The organism is Arthrobacter sp. zg-Y895 (assembly GCF_020731025.1).
Classification (GTDB): Bacteria; Actinomycetota; Actinomycetes; order Actinomycetales; family Micrococcaceae; genus Arthrobacter_B.
This window is the reverse complement of record NZ_JAJFZY010000009.1, coordinates 1-20,452: the sequence shown is the minus strand read 5'-3', so window position 1 is coordinate 20,452 and position 20,452 is coordinate 1. Positions and strand designations below refer to the sequence as shown.

Annotated in this window: 13 protein-coding genes; 11 read left to right on the top strand and 2 right to left on the bottom strand. The window is 65.4% G+C overall.

The window, feature by feature from the left end; all coding sequences use genetic code 11:
• Window positions 1-172: 172 nt before the first annotated feature.
• Both LJ760_RS14100 and LJ760_RS14095 read left to right on the top strand, forming a co-directional pair.
• The gene (locus tag LJ760_RS14100) at window positions 173-1,333 is read left to right on the top strand and encodes a sensor histidine kinase (RefSeq protein WP_227923791.1); all 1,161 of its coding nucleotides are present in this window, start codon (window positions 173-175) and stop codon (window positions 1,331-1,333) included.
• The gene (locus LJ760_RS14095) at window positions 1,330-2,016 is read left to right on the top strand and encodes a response regulator transcription factor (RefSeq protein ID WP_227923788.1); all 687 of its coding nucleotides are present in this window, start codon (window positions 1,330-1,332) and stop codon (window positions 2,014-2,016) included. The genes LJ760_RS14100 and LJ760_RS14095 overlap by 4 nt, the downstream gene beginning before the upstream one ends.
• 76 nt (window positions 2,017-2,092) lie before the next feature.
• Here LJ760_RS14095 and LJ760_RS14090 read toward each other — a convergent pair whose 3' ends face one another.
• Window positions 2,093-2,632 carry a hypothetical protein gene (locus tag LJ760_RS14090; protein ID WP_227923786.1) on the bottom strand — a complete coding sequence of 180 codons (540 nt, stop codon included), beginning with the start codon at window positions 2,630-2,632 and terminating at the stop codon, window positions 2,093-2,095.
• Between the two features lie 256 nt (window positions 2,633-2,888).
• Between LJ760_RS14090 and LJ760_RS14085 the strand changes: the two genes are divergently transcribed.
• The 6 genes from LJ760_RS14085 (at window position 2,889) to glgX (ending at window position 9,447) form a co-directional block, all read left to right on the top strand.
• A complete protein-coding gene (locus LJ760_RS14085; RefSeq protein WP_066300159.1) occupies window positions 2,889-3,371 on the top strand; it encodes a CarD family transcriptional regulator in 483 nt (160 codons plus the stop codon).
• A gap of 87 nt (window positions 3,372-3,458) precedes the next feature.
• Window positions 3,459-4,235 carry a 2-C-methyl-D-erythritol 4-phosphate cytidylyltransferase gene (gene ispD, locus LJ760_RS14080; protein WP_227923783.1) on the top strand — a complete coding sequence of 259 codons (777 nt, stop codon included), beginning with the start codon at window positions 3,459-3,461 and terminating at the stop codon, window positions 4,233-4,235.
• Window position 4,236: 1 nt separating this feature from the next.
• The gene (gene ispF, locus LJ760_RS14075) at window positions 4,237-4,734 is read left to right on the top strand and encodes a 2-C-methyl-D-erythritol 2,4-cyclodiphosphate synthase (RefSeq protein WP_227923782.1); all 498 of its coding nucleotides are present in this window, start codon (window positions 4,237-4,239) and stop codon (window positions 4,732-4,734) included.
• Between the two features lie 29 nt (window positions 4,735-4,763).
• Complete coding sequence (gene cysS / locus LJ760_RS14070; protein ID WP_227923780.1) at window positions 4,764-6,188, top strand: cysteine--tRNA ligase; 1,425 nt, start codon at window positions 4,764-4,766, stop codon at window positions 6,186-6,188.
• A gap of 81 nt (window positions 6,189-6,269) precedes the next feature.
• Complete coding sequence (rlmB, locus tag LJ760_RS14065) at window positions 6,270-7,274, top strand: 23S rRNA (guanosine(2251)-2'-O)-methyltransferase RlmB (protein ID WP_227923777.1); 1,005 nt, start codon at window positions 6,270-6,272, stop codon at window positions 7,272-7,274.
• Between the two features lie 34 nt (window positions 7,275-7,308).
• Window positions 7,309-9,447 carry a glycogen debranching protein GlgX gene (glgX, locus tag LJ760_RS14060; protein WP_227923775.1) on the top strand — a complete coding sequence of 713 codons (2,139 nt, stop codon included), beginning with the start codon at window positions 7,309-7,311 and terminating at the stop codon, window positions 9,445-9,447.
• Between the two features lie 230 nt (window positions 9,448-9,677).
• Here glgX and glgP read toward each other — a convergent pair whose 3' ends face one another.
• Window positions 9,678-12,302: an alpha-glucan family phosphorylase gene (gene glgP, locus LJ760_RS14055; protein WP_227923774.1), complete on the bottom strand. Its 2,625-nt coding sequence runs from the start codon at window positions 12,300-12,302 to the stop codon at window positions 9,678-9,680.
• Between the two features lie 169 nt (window positions 12,303-12,471).
• Here glgP and LJ760_RS14050 point away from each other — a divergent pair, with 169 nt between their 5' ends.
• From LJ760_RS14050 to glgB, 3 genes are read left to right on the top strand one after another with little or no spacing between them, the layout of a single operon-like run.
• A complete protein-coding gene (locus tag LJ760_RS14050) occupies window positions 12,472-14,523 on the top strand; it encodes an alpha-1,4-glucan--maltose-1-phosphate maltosyltransferase (RefSeq protein ID WP_227923773.1) in 2,052 nt (683 codons plus the stop codon).
• Window positions 14,523-16,292: a maltose alpha-D-glucosyltransferase gene (treS, locus tag LJ760_RS14045; protein WP_227923772.1), complete on the top strand. Its 1,770-nt coding sequence runs from the start codon at window positions 14,523-14,525 to the stop codon at window positions 16,290-16,292. Before LJ760_RS14050 ends, treS begins: the two co-directional genes overlap by 1 nt.
• Window positions 16,289-20,014 carry a 1,4-alpha-glucan branching protein GlgB gene (glgB, locus tag LJ760_RS14040; protein ID WP_227923770.1) on the top strand — a complete coding sequence of 1,242 codons (3,726 nt, stop codon included), beginning with the start codon at window positions 16,289-16,291 and terminating at the stop codon, window positions 20,012-20,014. Before treS ends, glgB begins: the two co-directional genes overlap by 4 nt.
• Window positions 20,015-20,452: the final 438 nt, after the last annotated feature.

The window sequence follows — 20,452 nt, the reverse complement described above, 5'->3', positions numbered from 1 at the left end:
ATGGGATCTGCGGAACGGGTGCGGCCCGGCGCTTCCTGCGCCTACGGCTGCTCCTGCAGGATGTCAGTCGCGGGTGAACCACACTGGCCCCTTAGATGAACGTTAGTTTAACGAATGGTCCAAAGCCACCGGCTTTCCTTCCCGGCCGCGGAGACCGGCCTAAGCTAAGAGAGTGAATCCTGTACTGCTGGCCTTGCTGGCCGGCCTCCTCGGCCTGGCTGTTGGTGCTTTCGGTGTCCTCGCGTACGGGGCCAGCCAGCGCCAGCGGTGGGAGTTGGCCGAGATCTCCGAGCCGACGGTCCCCGAGGGTGCTGCCGAGGTGCTCGGCGTCATTGGGCGCGCCTACATTGTTGCCGATGCCATTGACGGCGTTGTCCGGGCCAGCCCCGGTGCCTACGCGTTCGGCCTGGTCCGCGGGCACACGATCGTCAATGACCGCTTACTGGACCTGTGCGCCAGGGTGCGCCGCGACGGCGTCATCGAGGAGGCCAGGCTGGAGCTTCCCCGGGGTCCGCTCGGTGAAGGGTCCCTCATCCTGCAGGTCCGGGTGGCGACAGTGGGGGAGGAGTATGTGCTGATCCTGGCCGACGACCGGACGGAGATCACCCGCACCGAGGAAGTCCGCCACGACTTCGTTGCGAATGTTTCCCACGAACTCAAGACGCCGGTGGGTGCCATCTCGCTGCTGTCCGAAGCGCTGGACGACGCTGCAGGCGACGAAGAAGCGGTCCGCCGGTTCGCCAAAAGGATGCACCGGGAATCCGCCCGCCTCACTGCCCTGGTTCAGGACATCATCGAACTGTCCCGGCTGCAGAGTACTGACATCGTGGACCGTGCCAAACCGGTGGACGTGAACCGTATTCTCGAGGACGCCGTCGAGGCCAACCGGCTGAACGCCGAGAGCAAGAACATCGAGGTACTCGTGGGCGGCAGGTCCGATGCTGCGGTGTACGGCGACGCCCCGATGCTGACCACCGCTTTCCGGAACCTGATCGACAATGCCATCCGCTATTCGCCCGAGGGCAGCAGAGTGGGGATCGGGCTGCAGTCCCGCAACGGCATGGCCCAGGTGGCCGTAACGGACCAGGGCCCCGGCATAGCTCCCGAAGAACAGGAACGGGTGTTTGAACGGTTCTACCGGATCGATTCCGCCCGTTCGAGGCACACCGGCGGAACCGGTCTGGGGTTGAGCATCGTCAAACACGTGGTGGCCAACCACGGTGGCGAGGTGGACCTGTGGTCCCGCCCGGGGCACGGATCCACTTTCACCGTGCGGCTGCCCGAGATGGACGCCGCAGATATCCGCGAATCGAAACAGGGAGCTACCGCTTGACCCGGATTCTGATTGTCGAAGACGAGGAGTCCTTCAGCGATCCCCTCTCCTATCTGCTGGCCAGGGAGGGATTCGACGTTGACGTCGTGGACAACGGCACCGACGCCGTCGCCGCCTTTGAACAGTCGGGCGCGGACCTGATCCTGCTGGACCTGATGCTGCCCGGGCTCTCCGGCACGGAGGTTTGCCGCCGGATCCGCCAACGTTCGGATGTCCCGGTCATCATGCTGACCGCACGGGATGCGGAAATCGACAAGGTGGTCGGCCTCGAGATCGGCGCCGATGACTACGTCACCAAGCCGTATTCCTCGCGCGAGCTGCTGGCCCGGGTGCGTGCGGTGCTCCGACGCCGGGGGGAAGGAGCGGGAGCGGACTTTGCCGGTGCTGCACTGGAGGCAGGGCCTGTGCGCATGGATGTTGACCGGCACGTGGTGCAGGTCAACGGCACCAGCGTGCCCTTCCCGCTGAAGGAGTTCGAGCTGCTGGAGCTGCTCCTGCGGAACTCCGGCCGGGTCCTGACCCGCGGACAACTGATCGAACGGGTCTGGGGCGCGGATTATGTGGGTGACACCAAGACCCTCGATGTCCACGTCAAACGGCTGCGGGCAAAGATAGAGGCGGATTCCTCCGCGCCCCGGCACCTGGTGACCGTGCGCGGGCTGGGCTATAAGTTCGAGGCCTGACCCGGGGCGGGGCACGAAAAAGGGCCGGCGCCGCAGCGCCGGCCCTTTCGGGGTTTTACGGAGATGCCCGGTCTGGCTAGTGGCCCTCGCCGGAGCTCTCGGACTCGGTGGTTTCAACCGGTCGCGGCGTGTACTCGGACCCTGTCGGCAGGTACGGACGGTAATCTTCCTGGTCGCCGTTGACCACCGGAATGTTCAGGTCCTTGGTTTCTTCGTTGAGGGTCAGCTCGGCGTCAATGCCGGTGCCGGGCTCCTGCCGAACGGAGGAGACGGTGACCTTCTCCTCCTCCTCGTCCTCGAAGACGACCTTGCCGCCGGCCGGCAGCGTCCAGGACAGGGGCGTGCCGCCAAAGTCGAGGGAGAACCGCTGGGCCTGGTCGGAGTCGTTGAGCACGGTGCCGATGAGCCGGCCGGGTTCCCCGGAGCCGTTGCTGACCACGAGGATGTTGCGCAGCTGCAGGTCGGCAACGTTCTCCGCGATGCCGTCCGAAGGCGAGTACTGAATGGTGGTTGCCTGCTCGTTCACAGCGCTGCAGCCTGCCGTTCCCAGCATGGCAAGCGCGATGACACCGGCCGCAGCGGTGCGCCGGACCCGGTTCTTGGGTGTGAATCTCACAGCACAAACTCCTGAAGTATTGCGGTCTAGCGACCTGAGGCTATCTTTGCTGCCTAGCCTATCGGCAAACCGGCGAAAAACTGGATTCTTGGGCAGGCGCGGACGGCGGTTCCTGAGCAGTGGAGATGCCCGTGAAGTACCCGTGAAAGGCGGAATACTACCTACACCGGAGCCCATGCAGTACCTGACCTGCGAAAACTCTACTCGGCGTGTCGCATCTCTGATAAACTGAGCCCCGGGAAAGGGGAAAGACCACATGGTTTTTGAGGTTGGCGAAACAGTTGTTTATCCTCACCACGGTGCCGCGAAGATCGAAGAGATCAAGATGCGAACCATCAAGGGCGAAGAGAAAATGTATCTCAAGCTTAAGGTGGCCCAGGGTGATCTGACCATAGAAGTACCGGCTGAGAACGTCGACCTCGTTGGGGTGCGCGATGTAGTGGGCAAGGAAGGCCTGGAGCACGTCTTTGACGTCCTGCGCGCCGAGCTCACTGAAGAGCCCACTAACTGGTCGCGCCGATACAAGGCAAACCTGGAAAAGCTTGCGTCAGGCGATGTCGTCAAGGTAGCGGAAGTTGTCCGCGATCTCTGGCGCCGCGACCATGACCGCGGGCTGTCCGCCGGCGAGAAGCGAATGCTCGCGAAGGCACGCCAGATCCTGATTTCGGAACTGGCACTTGCCGAAAAGACGGATGAAGACCAGGCAGCGGCCGTGCTCGACGAGGTTCTCGCGAGCTAGGCAGCCAAGCCAGTTTCATCGATTGCCGGTCCTTCGGGGCCGGCAATCAATGTTTAAGCGCCTGCCCGCTGGCATTAGGGTGGAACGGTGTCCACTACCCCTTCCCGCCCGCCGCGGATCGGCGTCGTCGTAGTAGCCGGAGGATCCGGCCAGCGGCTCGGCTACGGCATGCCCAAGGCCCAGGTTCCGCTTGCCGGGGAACCGATGCTCGTCCACGCCCTCCGTGCCGTCCAGGCCGCCGATATCGCCGCCGCCATTGCCGTTGCCGTGCCTGCCGGTGACACCGTGATGCGCAGCATCTGTGACCGGTTCCCGGCTTCTGTCCAAGCGGTCGACGGCGGAGCCACCCGGCCCGAATCGGTCCGGGCTGCGCTGAACGCGCTGCCGGCGGACCTGGACGCGGTGCTGGTCCACGATGCAGCCCGTGCGCTGACGCCGCCGGAGGTGTTCCACCGCGTGGCAGCAGCGCTGGCTGCGGGTGCCTCAGCGGTCATTCCTGCCATCCCCGTGGTGGATACTGTCAAGGACACGGCTCCCGTGCCGGCCGGCGGGTCGGCGGTCGCCGAGACCTCCTCCGTCGCCGCACGCCTCGTCACCGGGACGCCGGACCGTTCCCGGCTGCGTGCCGTACAGACCCCGCAGGGCTTCGATGCGGCCCTGCTCCGCCGGGCCCACGACGCGGCCCTCTCCTTCGACACGGACACGGCAGCGGCCGTCACCGACGACGCCATGCTCGTGGAGTCCCTGGGGACCGAGGTCTACGTGGTCGAAGGTTCACAGCTGTCCCTGAAAATCACCACCCCGCTGGACCTGGTGCTCGCGGAAGCGATCCTGGCCGGCGGGCACCACCGCCAGGAGGACTGAAATGGCCCTGCCACGCACCGGAATCGGCGTCGATGTACACGCTTTCGCGCCCGACGACGCACCGCGGCCGCTCTGGGTAGCGGGCCTTCATTGGGAAGGCGAGCGGGGTCTGGCCGGGCATTCCGACGGCGACCCGGTGGCCCATGCCGCCGCAGACGCACTGTTCTCGGCTGCCGGGCTGGGGGATCTGGGTACCCACTTCGGCACCGACCGGCCGGAATACGCCGGTGCTGCAGGGACAGTACTCCTCGGCGAGGCTGCCCGCATTGTGCGGGCGGCGGGTTTCGAGATCGGCAACATCGCCGTGCAGCTGATCGGCAACCGGCCCAAGTTCAGTCCCCGCCGGGCAGAAGCTGAAGCGGTCCTGAGTGCAGCCGCCGGCGCGCCGGTCAGCGTTTCCGCCACCACCACCGACCAGCTGGGCTTCACCGGCCGCGGCGAGGGGATCGCCGCGGTGGCCACCGCCGTCGTCGCCGCCGCTGCGACGGCCGCTGACTGAGGGCACGCGGTTTCGGCTAGCCTAGAGCAGTGAGCTTGAGATTCTATGACACCGCAACAGCGCAGGTCCGGGACTTCGTTCCCCTGGTTGAAGGCAAGGCCAGCCTCTACTACTGCGGCGCCACCGTGCAGGGACTCCCGCACGTAGGGCACATCCGCTCCGCCATCGCCTTTGACCAGCTCACCCGCTGGCTGCGTTACCGCGGACTCCAGGTCACCGTGGTCCGCAATGTGACGGATATTGACGACAAGATCCTGGCCAAGGCAGCCGACTCCGTGGGCGCCGAGCCGGCTCCCGGCGTCGTCCCGGACGAACCCTGGTGGGCGCTGGCCTACCGGTTCGAGCAGGAGTTCGCCAAGGCCTACGACACCCTCGGCGTCCAGCGTCCCACCTACGAACCGCGCGCCACGGGACACATCCCGGAGATGCATGCGCTCATTGCGGCCCTGATCGAGCGCGGACACGCCTACCCGGCCCTGGACGCTTCCGGTGACGTGTACTTCGACGTGCGCTCCTGGCAGAAGTACGGGTCGCTGACCCGCCAGAACATCGATGACATGCAGGCAGCGCCCGACGCCGGCCCGCGGGGCAAGCGTGATCCGCGGGACTTCGCGCTGTGGAAGGGGCATAAGGAGGGCGAGCCGGAGACCGCGTCCTGGGACAGCCCCTGGGGCCGCGGACGCCCGGGCTGGCACCTGGAGTGCTCGGCCATGGTCACCAAATACCTCGGCACCGAGTTCGACATCCACGGCGGCGGGCTGGACCTGCGCTTCCCGCACCACGAGAACGAGATGGCGCAGTCCCAGGCCGCAGGGCACGGCTTCGCGAACTTCTGGATGCACAACGGCATGGTCACCTTCGAGGGCGAGAAGATGTCCAAGTCCATCGGCAACACCATCAGTCCGACTCAAATGCTGGAGCAGGCCAGCCCCCGTGTGGTCCGGTATTACCTGGGCCAGGCCCACTACCGATCGGTGCTGGACTACCGGCCGACGTCCCTGCAGGAGGCGGCCGCCGCCGTCGAGCGTATCGACGGGTTCCTTGCCAAGGCTGCTGCGAAGGCCGACGCCGCGCCCGCCGCGGTTCCGGATGCCTTCGCCGCCGCCATGGACGATGACCTGAATGTTCCCCAGGCCCTGGCCGTGCTGCATGAAACCGTGCGCGCCGGTAACACGGCCCTTGCCGCCGGCGACAATGAAACCGTTCAGCGCGCACTGGGACAGGTGCGGGCCATGACCTCCGTCCTGGGCCTGGACGACGCGACGGACGCCGCAGCGCAGTCGGGTCCGGCCGACGCCGCACTGGACGCCCTGGTGCAGGACCGGCTCGCCGAACGGAACGCTGCCCGGGCCGCAAAGGACTGGTCGCGGGCCGACGCGATCCGCGATTCGCTGGCCGCCGCCGGCATCACCGTGGAGGACGGCGCCGACGGCGTGACGTGGAGCGTCGCCTGAGTCCAGCAGCGGTGTCCGCCAACCCGGCCGCGGACTGCGTAAACTGGAATGGAATGCTTTCTTCTAGTAAAGGTGTAACCGATGGCCAACAATGGACGTCCCGGCGCAATGCGCAAAGCCAAGAAGGGCCCCAGCGGCGGTACCGGCGGGCTCGGCCGCAAGGCCCTCGAGGGTAAGGGCCCCACACCCAAGGCTGAAGAGCGCCCGTACCACAAGGCGTTCAAGAGCAAGCAGCTTGCTGAGCGGTCCGCCGCCAAGCGCGGCGATGCCAAGCGCGGCGATGCCCGTGCCGGCGGCCGCAGCGGCACCAACGTCCGCGGCAAGGTGGCTGAAGAAGTTGTTACCGGCCGCAACTCCGTCGTGGAAGCGCTGCGTGCGGGCATCCCGGCAAAGGCCCTGCACGTTGCCGTCCGTATCGACATGGATGACCGGGTCCGGGAATCCTTGAAGATGGCGGCCGAACGCGGCCTGCCGGTGATGGAAACGCACAAGCCCGAGCTGGACCGCATGACCAACGAGGCCGTGCACCAGGGCCTCGTCCTGCAGATCCCGCCGTACGAGTACGCCGACCCCACCGACCTTGCCTCCGAGACCCTTGAGGCCTGGAAGAAGGGCCACATCCGCAACGCGCCGCTCTTCGTCGCCCTGGACGGCATCACCGATCCGCGCAACCTCGGCGCGATCATCCGGTCTGCCTCGGCCTTCAGCGCACACGGCGTCGTCGTTCCGGAACGCCGGGCCGTGGGCGTCACCGCCTCGGCATGGAAGACCAGTGCCGGTGCTGCCGTCCGCGTCCCCGTGGCTCGGGCCGGCAACCTGAACAACACCCTCAAGACGTTCAAGAAGATGGGTATTTTTGTTCTGGGCCTGGACGGCGACGGCGATGTATCGCTTCCCTCCATCGTGCTGGCCAAGGAACCGATCTGCATTGTGGTGGGTTCCGAGGGCAAGGGCTTGTCCCGCCTGGTCCGGGAGAACTGCGACCAGATTGTCTCCATCCCCATCGACTCCGCCATGGAGTCACTCAACGCTTCCATGGCCGTCGGCATCACCCTGTACGAAATCTCCCGGCAGCGCTCCTCCTAATCCGGGCCGGGGTCACCGGCAGTAAAGGGCGTACATGGCACACGTGATCGGCGGAACCGCCGCGGGCAGCGCCTCGAAGCGCGACTCGCGACCCTTGCCGCTGGGCGTCAGGCACACCGTTTCAGGTGTGCCTGACGTCGATGGTGCCGTCAATGTGTCCGTTTACGCCCCGGGCCTGCCCGCCGTCGATGTGTACTACGAGACGGCTCCCGGCCACTGGTCCACGGCCCCGCTGACGGACACCGTCCTCGGCATCCACCACGGCCGGGTGTACGGCCTGCGGCCCGGGAGCCGCTACGGCTTCTGGCCGCGGGACCGGTCCCTTCCGGCAGGGCCGGGCAGCTTCCAGCTGTTGCTGGACCCCTACGGGCGCGGCATCGAAGCGGAACCGGTGCAGGGGAGCCAGATCTATTACTCGGTGTACACCGCCGGGGACTTTGACTGGGGCAACGCCCGCCGTCCCCACACCCCTTGGCGGGACACCGTCATCTATGAGGCCCATGTGCGGGGCCAGACCATGCTGCATCCCGGGATCCCGGAAGAGCTCCGGGGAACCTACGCCGGCATGGGGCACCCGGTGATGGTCCAGTACCTGCAGGACCTGGGCATCACTGCGGTGGAACTGCTGCCGGTGCATTTCCATGCCGACGAGCTGCACCTGCAGGAACTGGGGCTGGCAAATTACTGGGGTTACAACACCCTCGGGTTCTTCGCCCCGCATGACGCCTACGCCACCCGGGCTGCCCGGGAAGCCGGCGCCCAGGCGGTGCAGGATGAACTCAAGGGGATGGTGAAGGCGCTTCACGAGGCCGGCATCGAAGTCCTGCTGGACGTGGTGTACAACCACACTGCTGAGGGTAAGTCCGACCAGCCCGCGCTGAGCTGGCGCGGACTGGGAGATGAAACCTATTACCGTCACGCCCCGGACGGTGCGTACGTTGACACCACGGGCTGCGGGAACACCCTGGACTTCAGTGAACCCCGGATTATCCAGCTGGCACTGGACTCCCTGCGCTACTGGGTGCAGGAGTACCACGTGGACGGTTTCCGCTTCGATCTGGCCCCCTCGCTCTGCCGCGGCGCAGACGGCCGGTTTGATCCGAGGCACCCTTTTCTCGTAGCAGCGGCAGCCGACTCCGTGCTGCAGGACGTAAAACTGATCTCGGAGCCGTGGGACGTGGGGCCGGACGGTTGGCAGACCGGCCGGTTCCCGCAGGGGTGGGCCGACTGGAATGACCACTTCCGCGACATAGTCCGGGACTTTTGGCTTCGCGGCCAAGCGGACGTTGCCGCGGGGCGGGAAGGAGGTTCCCTGGCGCGTCTGGCGGGTGCATTGGCCGGTTCAGCCGAACTCTTCGCCGACTCCGGCCGGACACCGCTGGCCTCGATTAACTTCGTCACGGCCCACGACGGGTTCACCCTCTCCGACCTGACCATGTTCGAGCGTAAGCACAACGAAGCCAACGGTGAAGAAAACCGGGACGGCACGGGAGAAAACCGCAGCTACAACCACGGCATCGAGGGGCCCTCGGACGATGAGCGGATCAATGCTGCCCGGAGCCTGACTGCCCGGAACCTGATGGCTACGCTCACCATGTCCCTGGGTGTGCCCATGATCACGGCAGGGGATGAAATCGGCCGGAGCCAGCGCGGCAACAACAATGCGTACTGCCAGGACAACGAGCTCTCCTGGCTGAACTGGAACCTCGACGACGCCGCGCACCGCATGCTCTCGACCACCCGTGAGCTGCTGCGCCTGCGCCGCGAATATCTTGCCAGCCAGCCGTACCGCTTCCCGGCCGACCGCCGGCAGTCCTTCCTGCTCTGGTTCGATCAGGAGGGCAAGCCCATGACGCCGGAACAGTGGAGCGATCCCGCCACCCGGGTGGTGCAGGTCCTGATCGGCTCGGGAGACGGTTCGCTGAACGGGTTGATGGTCCTGAACGGCACGCTGTCCGACGTCGACGTCCGCCTTCCGGACGCACCGACGGTCCGCAGCGCGGCCTCCGAAGCGGGCAACGGTTTCGAGGACATTTCTGCCCCTGGTGAATCCTCCGGATACGAACTCGTCTTCTCCACTGCTTCGGATTTGGGAGAACGCCGGGGCCAGGTCCGTCCGTCGGGCAACACCGATCTAGTTCCTGCGAACTCAATCAGCCTCTACCGCGCCTAGGGAACCGTTCAGGGTTAGGCGATAACGGCACCCGAGCCTGCGACCCGGATGTTCTGCGTGAGGTGACAACGGCACCAACGCTCCGGACGTTCCGGGTTAGGCGGCTTTAATAATCCCCGCGAGCTCTGCGAGCGGGGATTTTCGTTGCCGCCGTTCCGGAACGCCCGGCGCGGAGACCGGCGCGGCCCCGGCGCGGACACCGAGACGCCCGGAACGGACACCAAGGCAGGCTACGCGTTAACGACCAACCCCAACTCAGCCTTCGACGCCAGCCCGGAATGCCTCGGCAGCACCCGGACGGTGTAGCCGAACGGTCCGGCCTGCTCGATGCGGATGGTGCCCGTGAACAGGTGGCGGCCCGACCCCAGGTCTTCTGTCGGCGCGAGCTCTTGGATGCGGTGCTCGCTGATCCGGTCATTCTCGGTCACCATGCCGTAGGCGGCTTCCACGCTGACGTCCTCCGGCCGAAGGGAGCCGAGGGAGACGTAGGCCTGCACCGTCAGGGTGTCGCCGATCTGCGGGTTTTCGCTGACGCCTACGGAATCCACGTTCTCCACCTGCACGGTGGACCACCCGTCACGCACCCGCGTGATCCACAGGGCGAGTTCCTTCGCAGCGGTGTACCCGTCCGCTGCCATGAACCGTCCGGAAGAACTGGCGGGCCGGTACAGCCGGTTCACGTAGTCCTTGAGCATCCTCGAGGCGGAAACATTCGGCCCCAGGTCCGCCAGGGTGTGCTTGACCATTTCCAGCCACTCGTGCGGCAGCGAATCAGTAGGCGGATCCGAGGGGCCGGCCGCGCCGGCCGCGGCCGGCGGCTCCGTTCCGTAGAACATAGGTCCAACTGAGTTCTCGAGCAGGTCATAAAGCGCGGCTGCCTCAATGTCGTCCCGCTGGTCCGCGGTGTAGACCTCCCGGGTCCGCGTTCCCTTGCTGGGATTGGCGGAGGGGATGGCCCACCCGTTGTTGCCGTCGAACATCTCGTCCCACCATCCGTCGAGGATGGAGAGGTTCAGTCCGCCGTTGATGGCCGACTTCATGCCGGAGGTGCCGGAGGCTTCCAGCGGGCGCAGCGGATTGTTCAGCCACACGTCACACCCGGGGAACAGGGTCTGCGCCATCGCGATGTCGTAGTTGGGCAGGAAAACGATCCGGTGCCGGACCTCAGGGTCGTCGGTGAAGCGCACCAGGTCCTGGATCATTTTCTTGCCCTGTTCATCGGCAGGGTGGGACTTGCCGGCCACTACTACCTGGATGGGGTGGGTGGGGTGCAGCAGCAGTGCCTTGAGGCGGTCCGGGTCCCGCAGCATCAGGGTCAGCCGCTTGTAGGTGGGCACCCGGCGGGCAAAGCCAATGGTCAGCACGTCCGGATCCAGCACGTTCTGCGTCCAGGCCAGCTCCGCGTCAGAGGCACCGCGCCGGCGCCAGGCACGCTTGACGCGGCGCCGGACGTCGTGGACCAGGTTGCTGCGCAGCTTCCGCCGCAGGTCCCACAGATCCTTGTCATCGAGCTCGTAGGCCCTGCCCCAGTCGCGGTCATGCACGGTGGCGACGCCGAACTTTTCGCTGGCGAGGGCAGTGACCTCCGGATCGATCCAGGTGGGGACGTGCACGCCGTTGGTCACGGACGTGATCGGCACTTCGGACACGTCAAAGCCCGGCCACAGGCCGGAGAACATTTCCCGGGAGACTTCACCGTGCAGTTTGGCCACGCCGTTGGCCCGCTGGGCCAGCCGCAGGCCCATGACTGCCATGTTGAATTTGGCCGGATCTCCACCCTCGTAGTTCTCCGCGCCCAGAGCCAGGATCTTGTCGGTGGGGACGGACTGCGCCAGTCCCGCGGTGAAGAAGTGGCGGATCTGTGTTTGCTCGAACCGGTCGATGCCCGCCGGGACCGGGGTGTGCGTGGTGAATACCGTCGACGCGCGGGAGACGGTCAGCGCTTCCTCCCAGGTCATGCCCTGGTCCATCAGTTCGCGGATGCGCTCTACGCCCAGGAAGCCGGCATGGCCTTCGTTGCTGTGGAAGACCTCGGCGGGCGGGGCCCCGGTAAGCCGCTGGTGTACGCGCAGGGCCTTGACACCGCCCATGCCCAGCAGCAGTTCCTGCTGCAGCCGGTGGTCTCCGCCTCCTCCGTACAGGCGGTCCGTGATGCCGCGGGCGGCGTCGTCGTTCCCGATGACGTCCGAGTCCAGCAACAGGAGGGGTACGCGCCCGACGTCGGCGCGCCAGATGTGTGCCGAAAGCTGGCGGTTGTCCGGGAGCGGCAGGGTGATTTTCGCCGGGGTGCCGTCTTCCTCGCGCAGCAGGGTCAACGGCAGGGCATTGGGGTCCAGTACGGGATAGGTTTCCAGCTGCCAGCCGTCGCGGGAGAGTGCCTGCTTGAAATACCCGGCCTTGTAGAGCAGCCCCACCGCAACCAGCGGCACTCCAAGATCGGAGGCGGCCTTCAGATGGTCGCCGGCCAGGATCCCCAGGCCGCCGGAGTACTGGGGGAGTACGGCGCTGATGCCGTATTCGGGGGAGAAGTACGCAATGGATGCCGGGGCGTCCTCACCCAGGCCCTGGTACCAGCGGGGTTCGTTGAGGTATCTGTCCAGGTCGGCGCCTAGATCGGCGATTACGGAGACCAGGTGCTCATCCTGCGCGATGCTCTCGAGCTTGTCCCGGCTCACGGTGCCGAGCAGCTTCACGGGGTCCCCGCCGCTGGATTTCCAGGCAGCAGGGTCGATGCTCTCAAACAACCTGAGCGTCGGCTGGTGCCAGGACCACCGCAGGTTCGAGGCCAGCTTCCCCAAAGGGGCGATGCTGGACGGCAGGACGGTTCGGACGGTAAATCTGCGTATAGCCTTCACCCCGGTCACGCTAGCGCACTAACGCATCGGATAAACCAAAATGACGGACAAATAATCAGGTAAATACCAGGCGGCTTGAAAACGCCGCCTAACCATGGCCGACCTGCGGCGATTCCATAAAAGTACGTTGCCTTAGCATTCTGCCCGAATTCTCGATAACGTCTAGTCTGTGAGCACATCCAGCGCGTTGACACCAGAAGACCTGCCCTCGAAGGATCTCCGGTTTGGCCGGATTCCGATCACCAATGTGGCGCCCGTAGTGGAGTACGGGAGATTCCCCGCCAAAGCAGTGCCCGGAGAGGACCTCGTTATCGGGGCCACCGTGTTCCGCGAGGGACATGACCTGGTAGGGGCCAGTGCCGTCCTCTACGACCCCGAAGGCATCGTCGTAGCCCGCAGCCGGATGCACCCGGTGGGCCTGGGGCTTGACCGCTGGGAGGGCATGCTGCGCCCGGCCGGCACGGGCCATTGGAGCTTTGCCGTGGAGGGGTGGGCGGACGTCTACGCTACCTGGCACCACAACGCCGAGGTGAAGATCGCCGCCGGAGTCGACGTTGAGCTGATGCTCACCGAAGGCCACCAACTGTTCATCGCTGCTGCCGCCGAGCGCAGCGGCGCCGACGCCGAGGTCTTCCGTGCCGCTGCGGCAGCGCTCGCAGACACCGGGCTGCCGGTCGAGGAACGCCTTGCAGCAGCCGGAACGGAAGCTGTCACCGCTATCCTCGACCGCGATCCGATCCGCGACCTGGTCACCAGCTCGGACCGCTTCCCCCTCTTGGTGGAGCGGGAGCTTGCCGGCCGCGGCGCCTGGTACGAATTCTTCCCCCGATCCGAAGGCGCGCGGTGGGATCCGGCCACCCGCGAGTGGACGTCGGGGACGTTCCGCACTGCTGCGCGCAGCCTGCAGCGCGTTGCGGACATGCAGTTCGACGTCATTTACCTGCCTCCCATCCATCCGATCGGCACCACGCACCGCAAGGGGCCGAACAACACCCTGGTTGCCGGCCCGCAGGATCCCGGCTCGCCCTGGGCCATCGGCGCACCCGAGGGCGGCCATGATGCCATCCACCCCGATCTGGGAACTTTCGAGGACTTCGACGCCTTCGTGGACAGCGCCCGGGAACTGGGTCTGGAAGTAGCCATTGACCTCGCACTGCAGGCCTCCCCGGACCACCCCTGGGTGACCAGCCATCCGGAATGGTTCACGACCCGCGTGGACGGTTCGATTGCCTACGCCGAGAACCCCCCGAAGAAGTACCAGGACATCTATCCCCTGAACTTCGACAATGACTACGAGGGCCTCTCGCAGGAGATTCTGCGCATCGTGCGGCTGTGGATCAGCCACGGGGTGCAGATCTTCCGGGTGGACAACCCCCACACCAAGCCGCTGCGGTTCTGGGAATGGCTGATCGGCACGGTGAACGCAGAGTACCCGGGCGTGGTCTTCCTGGCCGAAGCATTCACCCGCCCGCCCATGATGCATGCACTGGCCAAGGCCGGGTTCCAGCAGTCCTACAGCTACTTCACCTGGCGGAACACCCGCGAGGAGATCGAGGAGTACTTCACCGAGGTGTCCCGGGAGTCTTCGGCCTTCTTCCGGCCCAACTTCTTCGTGAACACTCCGGACATCCTCACCGAATTCCTGCAGTTCGGCGGCCCCGGAGCCTTCAAGATCCGCGCCGTCCTGGCTGCCACCGGCAGCCCGCTGTGGGGCGTCTACGCCGGCTACGAGCTGTTTGAGCACGTCGCCCGGCCCGGTGCCGAGGAATACATCGACAACGAAAAGTTCGAGTACAAGCAGCGGGACTTCGCCGCAGCGGAAGCTGAAGGCCGCAGCCTCGCCCCGTACATCACCCGGCTGAACGAAATCCGCCGCACCCATCCAGCTTTGGGGGACCTCGAGAACCTCACGGTGCACTCCAGCACCGACGACTGCACCGTGGTCTACTCCAAATACAAAGAGACCCGTCCCGGCGATCCGTCCAGCCGGGACACACTCATTATTGTGGTTAACGTGGACCCCCACAGCGCCCGCGAATCCACTGTCACGCTCGACCTCGATGCGCTTCACCTCGCCCCGCAGGATTTGAACGAAGACGGCACCTTCTGGGTGGATGACCTGATCAGCGGCCAGAGCTGGCGCTGGGGAGCCCACAATTACGTCCGCCTGGACGCCCACTTTGAACCCGCGCACATCCTGTCAGTTCGGAGGAACTCCTAGTGCCCAACCCGTTTCAACTGCACGCACCCGGCTTGACCAATGATCCTCATTGGTACCGCAAGGCCGTTTTCTATGAGGTACTCGTCCGCGGCTTCGCGGACGCCAACGGGGACGGATCAGGTGACTTCAGCGGCCTGATCGAAAAGCTGGACTACCTGCAGTGGCTGGGCATCGATTGCCTGTGGCTGCCGCCGTTCTTCAAGTCGCCGCTGCGCGACGGCGGCTATGACATCTCCGACTATTACGATGTCCTCGACGAATTCGGCACCATCAGCGACTTCAAGCGCCTGGTTGCAGAAGCACACGCCCGCGGCCTGCGCGTCATCATCGACCTGCCGCTGAACCACACCTCGGACAAGCACCCGTGGTTCGAGGAGTCCCGCAGCGACCCGGACGGCCCTTACGGGGACTTCTACGTCTGGTCCGACACGGACCAGAAGTACGAAGACGCCCGCATCATCTTCGTGGACACCGAGGAATCGAACTGGTCCTTCGACCCGGTCCGCCGGCAGTTCTTCTGGCACCGGTTCTTCAGCCACCAGCCGGACCTGAACTTCGAGAACCCCAAGGTGGTCGAGGCGATCTTCGACGTCGTCCGCTTCTGGCTGGACCAGGGCATCGACGGATTCCGGGCCGACGCGATCCCGTACCTCTTTGAAGAGGACGGCACGAACTGTGAAAACCTCCCGGCCACGCACCGGTTCCTCAAGGACCTGCGCACCATGGTCGACGAGAACTACCCGGGCCGCGTCATCATCGCCGAGGCTAACCAGATGCCGCACGAAGTGGTGGAGTACTTCGGTGACGAAACCGGCGACGAGTGCCACATGTGCTTCCACTTCCCGATCATGCCGCGCCTGTTCTATGCGCTGCGGGACCAGAAGGCCGCTCCGATCATCCAGACAATGGAAGAGACCCCGGAGATTCCGGCCGGCGCACAGTGGGGAACCTTCCTGCGCAACCATGACGAGCTGACGCTGGAAATGGTCACCAATGAAGAGCGCCAGGCGATGCTCGGCTGGTACGCCCCGGATTCCCGCATGCGGGCCAACATCGGCATCCGACGCCGGCTGGCTCCGCTGCTGGACAATTCGCGGTCGGAAATCGAGTTGATCCACGCGATGCTGCTGGCCCTGCCGGGCAGCCCGTTCCTGTACTACGGCGATGAGCTGGGCATGGGGGACAACATCTGGCTGGAAGACCGCGATTCCTCCCGCACACCCATGCAGTGGAACCCGGACCGCAATGCCGGATTCTCCACCGCCGATCCCGGCAAGCTGTACCTGCCGGTGGTGCAGTCGCTGGTTTACCACTACAACCACGTCAATGTGGAAGCGCAGCTGGCCAGTTCGAGTTCGCTGCTGCACTGGATCCGGCAGATGATCATGGTCCGCCGCGCCCACCCGGCCTTCGGCCTGGGTTCCTACCGCAACGTGCCGACCGATGCCGAAGCAGCCCTGGCCTTTGTGCGCGAACTGCCGGACAACAACCCGGAGGGCGAGGTGGGCGAGACAGTGCTGTGTATCTTCAACCTTTCCCAGCACCCCATCTCCGCGTCCATGAAGCTGCCGGAGTTCGCCAACCGCGGACTGCGGGATGCTTTCGGCGGCACGCTCTTCCCCACCATCGGAGAAGACGGTGCCCTGACGCTGACCCTGGGCAGCCACGACTTCTACTGGCTGCGCCTGCGGTCGGTGAAGTCGGACACGTCGTCGCCCCAGACCGAAGCCATTCCCATGATTCCGATCTCGGAGGCGGCACGGAGATGAGCCCGTTGACGCCGTCCCTGCCCGAAATGCTGACGTCCTGGCTCCCCGGGCAACGCTGGTTCCCTGCAAAGGGCCGCGAAGTCCTGCTGGAAAGGGTCGGCGGGATCCGGCTCGAGGATCCAGCCGGCGAGGTCGGACTTGAAGTCCACCTCATCGCCGTCGTCTCCGGGGACCGCCGGGACGTCATCAGCGTGCCGGTAAGCTACCGGACGGCGCCGGCCCCCGAGCTGGAAGCCGCACTGCTGGGCCGGGCGCACCAGGAAGACCTGGGGGAGCGGTGGCTGTACGACGCGACGGCCGACCCGGTCTTCGTCACCGCCTGGCTGGAACTGATGCGTTCCCAGGCTTCGTCCCTGGACGGGCACACGCACGGCTTTGCCCTGGACGGCTTCGCCGACTGGGAGCCGTTCCGGGCGCCGCTGCCCACCAAGGTCCTGACGGGTGAACAGTCCAACACCTCCGTGATTGTGCAGGCCCCTGAAGCACCGTTGATCGTGAAGTTCTACCGCGTGGTGGCCGCCGGCGAGAGTCCGGACGTCGAAGTCAGTGCACGGCTGACCGAAGTCGGCTCGGTGGACGTTCCGGCGACCTACGGCTGGGTGACCGGTTCCTGGACGGACCCGGCGGACGAGTCCGGCGAGAAACTGCTGACCGGGCACCTGTCCGTGCTGCGGGAATTCTTCCCCGGCAGCGAAGACGCCTGGCGGACCGCATCCTCGGCTGCCCTTGCCGGCCGGGATTTCACCGCGGAGGCCGAGGAACTGGGCGCCGCCACCGGCCGCATCCACCAGCAGCTGGCGGCAGCATTCGGCAGCAGGCCTCCCAGCGCCATAGAACGCACAGAGTTCCTTGAGTCCCTCAGCTCGAGGATCCGTTGGGCGTGGGCGGAAGCACGGGACGTCGTCGGGCCGTTCGATGATGCCGTGGAGTACCTGCTGGAACAGGTTCGCAACCTCCGGACACTGCCCAACCTGCAGCGCATCCACGCCGACTACCACCTCGGCCAGGTCCTGCGGGTTCCGGATCGAGGCTGGATCGTCCTTGACTTCGAGGGCGAGCCGCTGCGGCCCGCTGCCGAACGCAGTGTCCCCGATGCGCCGCTGCGCGACGTCGTCGGCATGCTGCGCTCGATCGACTACGCCGCCGGCGTCGCGCTGATTGATGGTGCGGACGGCGCAGAAGAGCCTGAAGAGGCCGTCCAGCGGCGAAGCGAATCGGCCCGCCGGTGGGCAGCTGCCGCGGCCGATGCTTTCCTGCGGGGGTATGAGAAGGAAACCGGCACCACCATCAACCGCAGTGACCCGCTGTTCCTGGCCCTGTGGCTGGACAAGGCGCTGTACGAAGTTGTCTACGAGATGAGAAACCGTCCGCGCTGGATCAGCGTGCCCGCTGCCGCCGCCCGGTCCATTCTCATGAAGGCCGACGACGCAGCACGCCAAGACGGCAGCAAGGAAGAGAGCACAGTGAATAAGCCACGCAAGTCGCGGTCCACATCCGCCACCGCAGAGCCCCAGGTGCCCGACGTGCCCGTCTCCACCGATCCGATCCCCGTTGCCGAGGACGTGCTGCAGGCCGTTTCCGAAGGCCGCTACTACCAGCCGCATGCAGTCCTGGGTGCGCACCCGGACGACTCGGGAACCGTGGTCACCATTCGAACCCTGCGCCCGCTGGCGCGCGAAGTCGTGGTCGTGACCCCTGACAGCCGTGTGCCGCTGCAGCACGAGTACAACGGCATCTGGGTAGGAACCCTTCCGGCTTCGACACCGGGCACCGTTCCGGATTACCGGGTGGAGGTGACGTACGACGGCGATGAGCCCCAGCTGTTCGACGATCCGTACCGGTTCCTCCCGACCTTGGGCGACATTGACCTGCACCTGATTGGTGAAGGCCGGCACGAAAACCTGTGGACAGTCCTCGGCGCGAACCTGCACCACTACGATTCCGTGCTGGGCGACATTTCCGGCGTCAGCTTCGCAGTCTGGGCCCCCAATGCACGCTCGGTGCGGGTCAAGGGCGATTTCAACGGCTGGGACGGCACCATCAACGCGATGCGATCCCTCGGCAGCTCCGGCGTCTGGGAAATCTTCCTGCCCGGCGTCGAACCGGGTGCCCGCTACAAGTATGAAATCCTCGGCAGCGACGGCGTCTGGCGGGAAAAGGCCGATCCCATGGCCAAGGGCACCGAGGTGCCGCCGCTGACCGGGTCACGCGTCGTCGAGTCCACCTATGAGTTCGGCGATGCCGAGTGGATGGAGACCCGGGCCTCCCGGGATCCGCACAATTCGCCCATGAGCGTGTACGAGGTGCACCTGGGTTCCTGGCGCCTGGGACTGAACTACCGGGAAATGGCCGACCAGCTGGCCGAATACGTCCAGTGGCAGGGCTTCACCCATGTGGAACTGATGCCCGTAGCCGAGCACCCCTTCGGCGGCTCCTGGGGTTACCAGGTGACCTCCTACTTTGCCCCCACCGCTCGGTTCGGGCATCCGGACGAATTCCGCTACCTCGTGGACCGGCTGCACCAGGCCGGCATCGGCGTCATTCTGGACTGGGTTCCGGCCCATTTCCCCAAGGACCCCTGGGCACTGGCAAAGTTCGACGGCCAGACGCTCTACGAGCACGGCGACCCGTTCCGCGGCGAGCAGCTGGACTGGGGAACCCTTGTCTTCGACTTCGGCCGCCGGGAAGTACGCAACTTCCTTGTCGCGAATGCGATCTACTGGCTCGAAGAGTTCCACGTGGACGGACTCCGGGTGGATGCCGTGGCATCCATGCTGTACCTGGACTACTCACGGCCGGAAGGCCAGTGGACCCCCAACGTTCACGGCGGCCGGGAGAACCTGGAAGCGATCTCCTTCCTCCAGGAAGTCAACGCGACCGCCTATAAGCGGGTGCCCGGCATTGTGATGATCGCCGAAGAATCCACTGCCTTCCCCGGTGTCACCCGTCCTACCAGCACCGGCGGGCTTGGCTTCGGGCTCAAATGGAACATGGGCTGGATGCATGACACCCTCCAGTACATGTCAGAGGACCCGATCAACCGGGTCTACCACCATGCCCAGCTGACCTTCTCCTTGGTCTACGCGTACACGGAGAACTTCCTGCTGCCCATCAGCCATGACGAAGTGGTGCACGGCAAGGGCTCCCTGCTGCGCAAGATGCCCGGTGACCGGTGGCAGCAGCTGGCCAATCTGCGCGCCTACCTGGCGTTCCAGTGGGCGCACCCCGGTAAGCAGCTGATCTTCATGGGCACCGAATTCGGCCAGGAAGCGGAATGGTCGGAGCAGTACGGGTTGGATTGGTACCTGACCGACACCCCGCAGCATAAGGGTGTCCAGCTGATGGTCCGGCAGCTCAACGAGATCTACCGCAACACGCCTGCACTGTCCGCCCGGGACAACGAGCCCGCAGGCTTCCAGTGGATCAACGAGAACGACGGCGCCCGCAATGTCCTTTCGTTCATCCGCTGGGACCACCAGGGAAATCCGGTGGTCTGCGTGGCCAACTTCGCCGGCGCCCCGCACCAGGACTTCCGGCTGGGAATGCCGTGGGCCGGGGAATGGGTGGAGGCGCTGAATACCGACGCCGCTGAGTTCGGCGGTTCCGGGGTAGGAAATATGGGCGTAGTGCACGCCGTTGAAGGTGCCTGCAACGGCCAGCCGGCATCCGCCACGCTGACCGTTCCTCCGCTTGGCGTGCTGTACCTGGTTCCCAAGCCGTAAGCATCTCCCGCAGGCCCGGCCTCCTAGAAAGAGACCGGGCCTGCACGGGTGCATAGCCGCCTCAAAACCGTGCTAGAGTTAATACCCGCGCTGATCGAGGGAAACGAGATCCTGGACATTGAACCAGGAGACCGGATCCCACGGGTTTCAACCTTCAGCCGTGGGTCCGGGAACTAGCTTCCCGCCGGTTCGCCGGACGGACCAACAGCCGAATTGACACCCACCGGGCAGTGTGGCTAAGATAGAAAAGTTGCTCCGGAGCGACGCAGAGCTTAGATCCCCTTGAGGATCGCCTGCTGGTGCCGGAAGCAGTCTGTTGTTTGAGAACTCAATAGTGTGCCAAGTTTATTGATACCAATTTATTTTGATTGGTTGAACAGGCCGTTTCCGCCCACCCCGTGGGTATGGGACGGTTTTTTTAGCCGGTTTCGAATTTAG

Excerpts from the sequence above, each read along its gene's own strand:
- LJ760_RS14085 (WP_066300159.1), top strand. The coding sequence starts at position 2,889 with ATGGTTTTTGAGGTTGGCGAAACAGTTGTTTATCCTCACCACGGTGCC.
- ispF (WP_227923782.1), top strand. The coding sequence starts at position 4,237 with ATGGCCCTGCCACGCACCGGAATCGGCGTCGATGTACACGCTTTCGCG.
- rlmB (WP_227923777.1), top strand. The coding sequence starts at position 6,270 with ATGGCCAACAATGGACGTCCCGGCGCAATGCGCAAAGCCAAGAAGGGC.
- glgX (WP_227923775.1), top strand. The coding sequence starts at position 7,309 with ATGGCACACGTGATCGGCGGAACCGCCGCGGGCAGCGCCTCGAAGCGC.
- glgB (WP_227923770.1), top strand. The coding sequence starts at position 16,289 with ATGAGCCCGTTGACGCCGTCCCTGCCCGAAATGCTGACGTCCTGGCTC.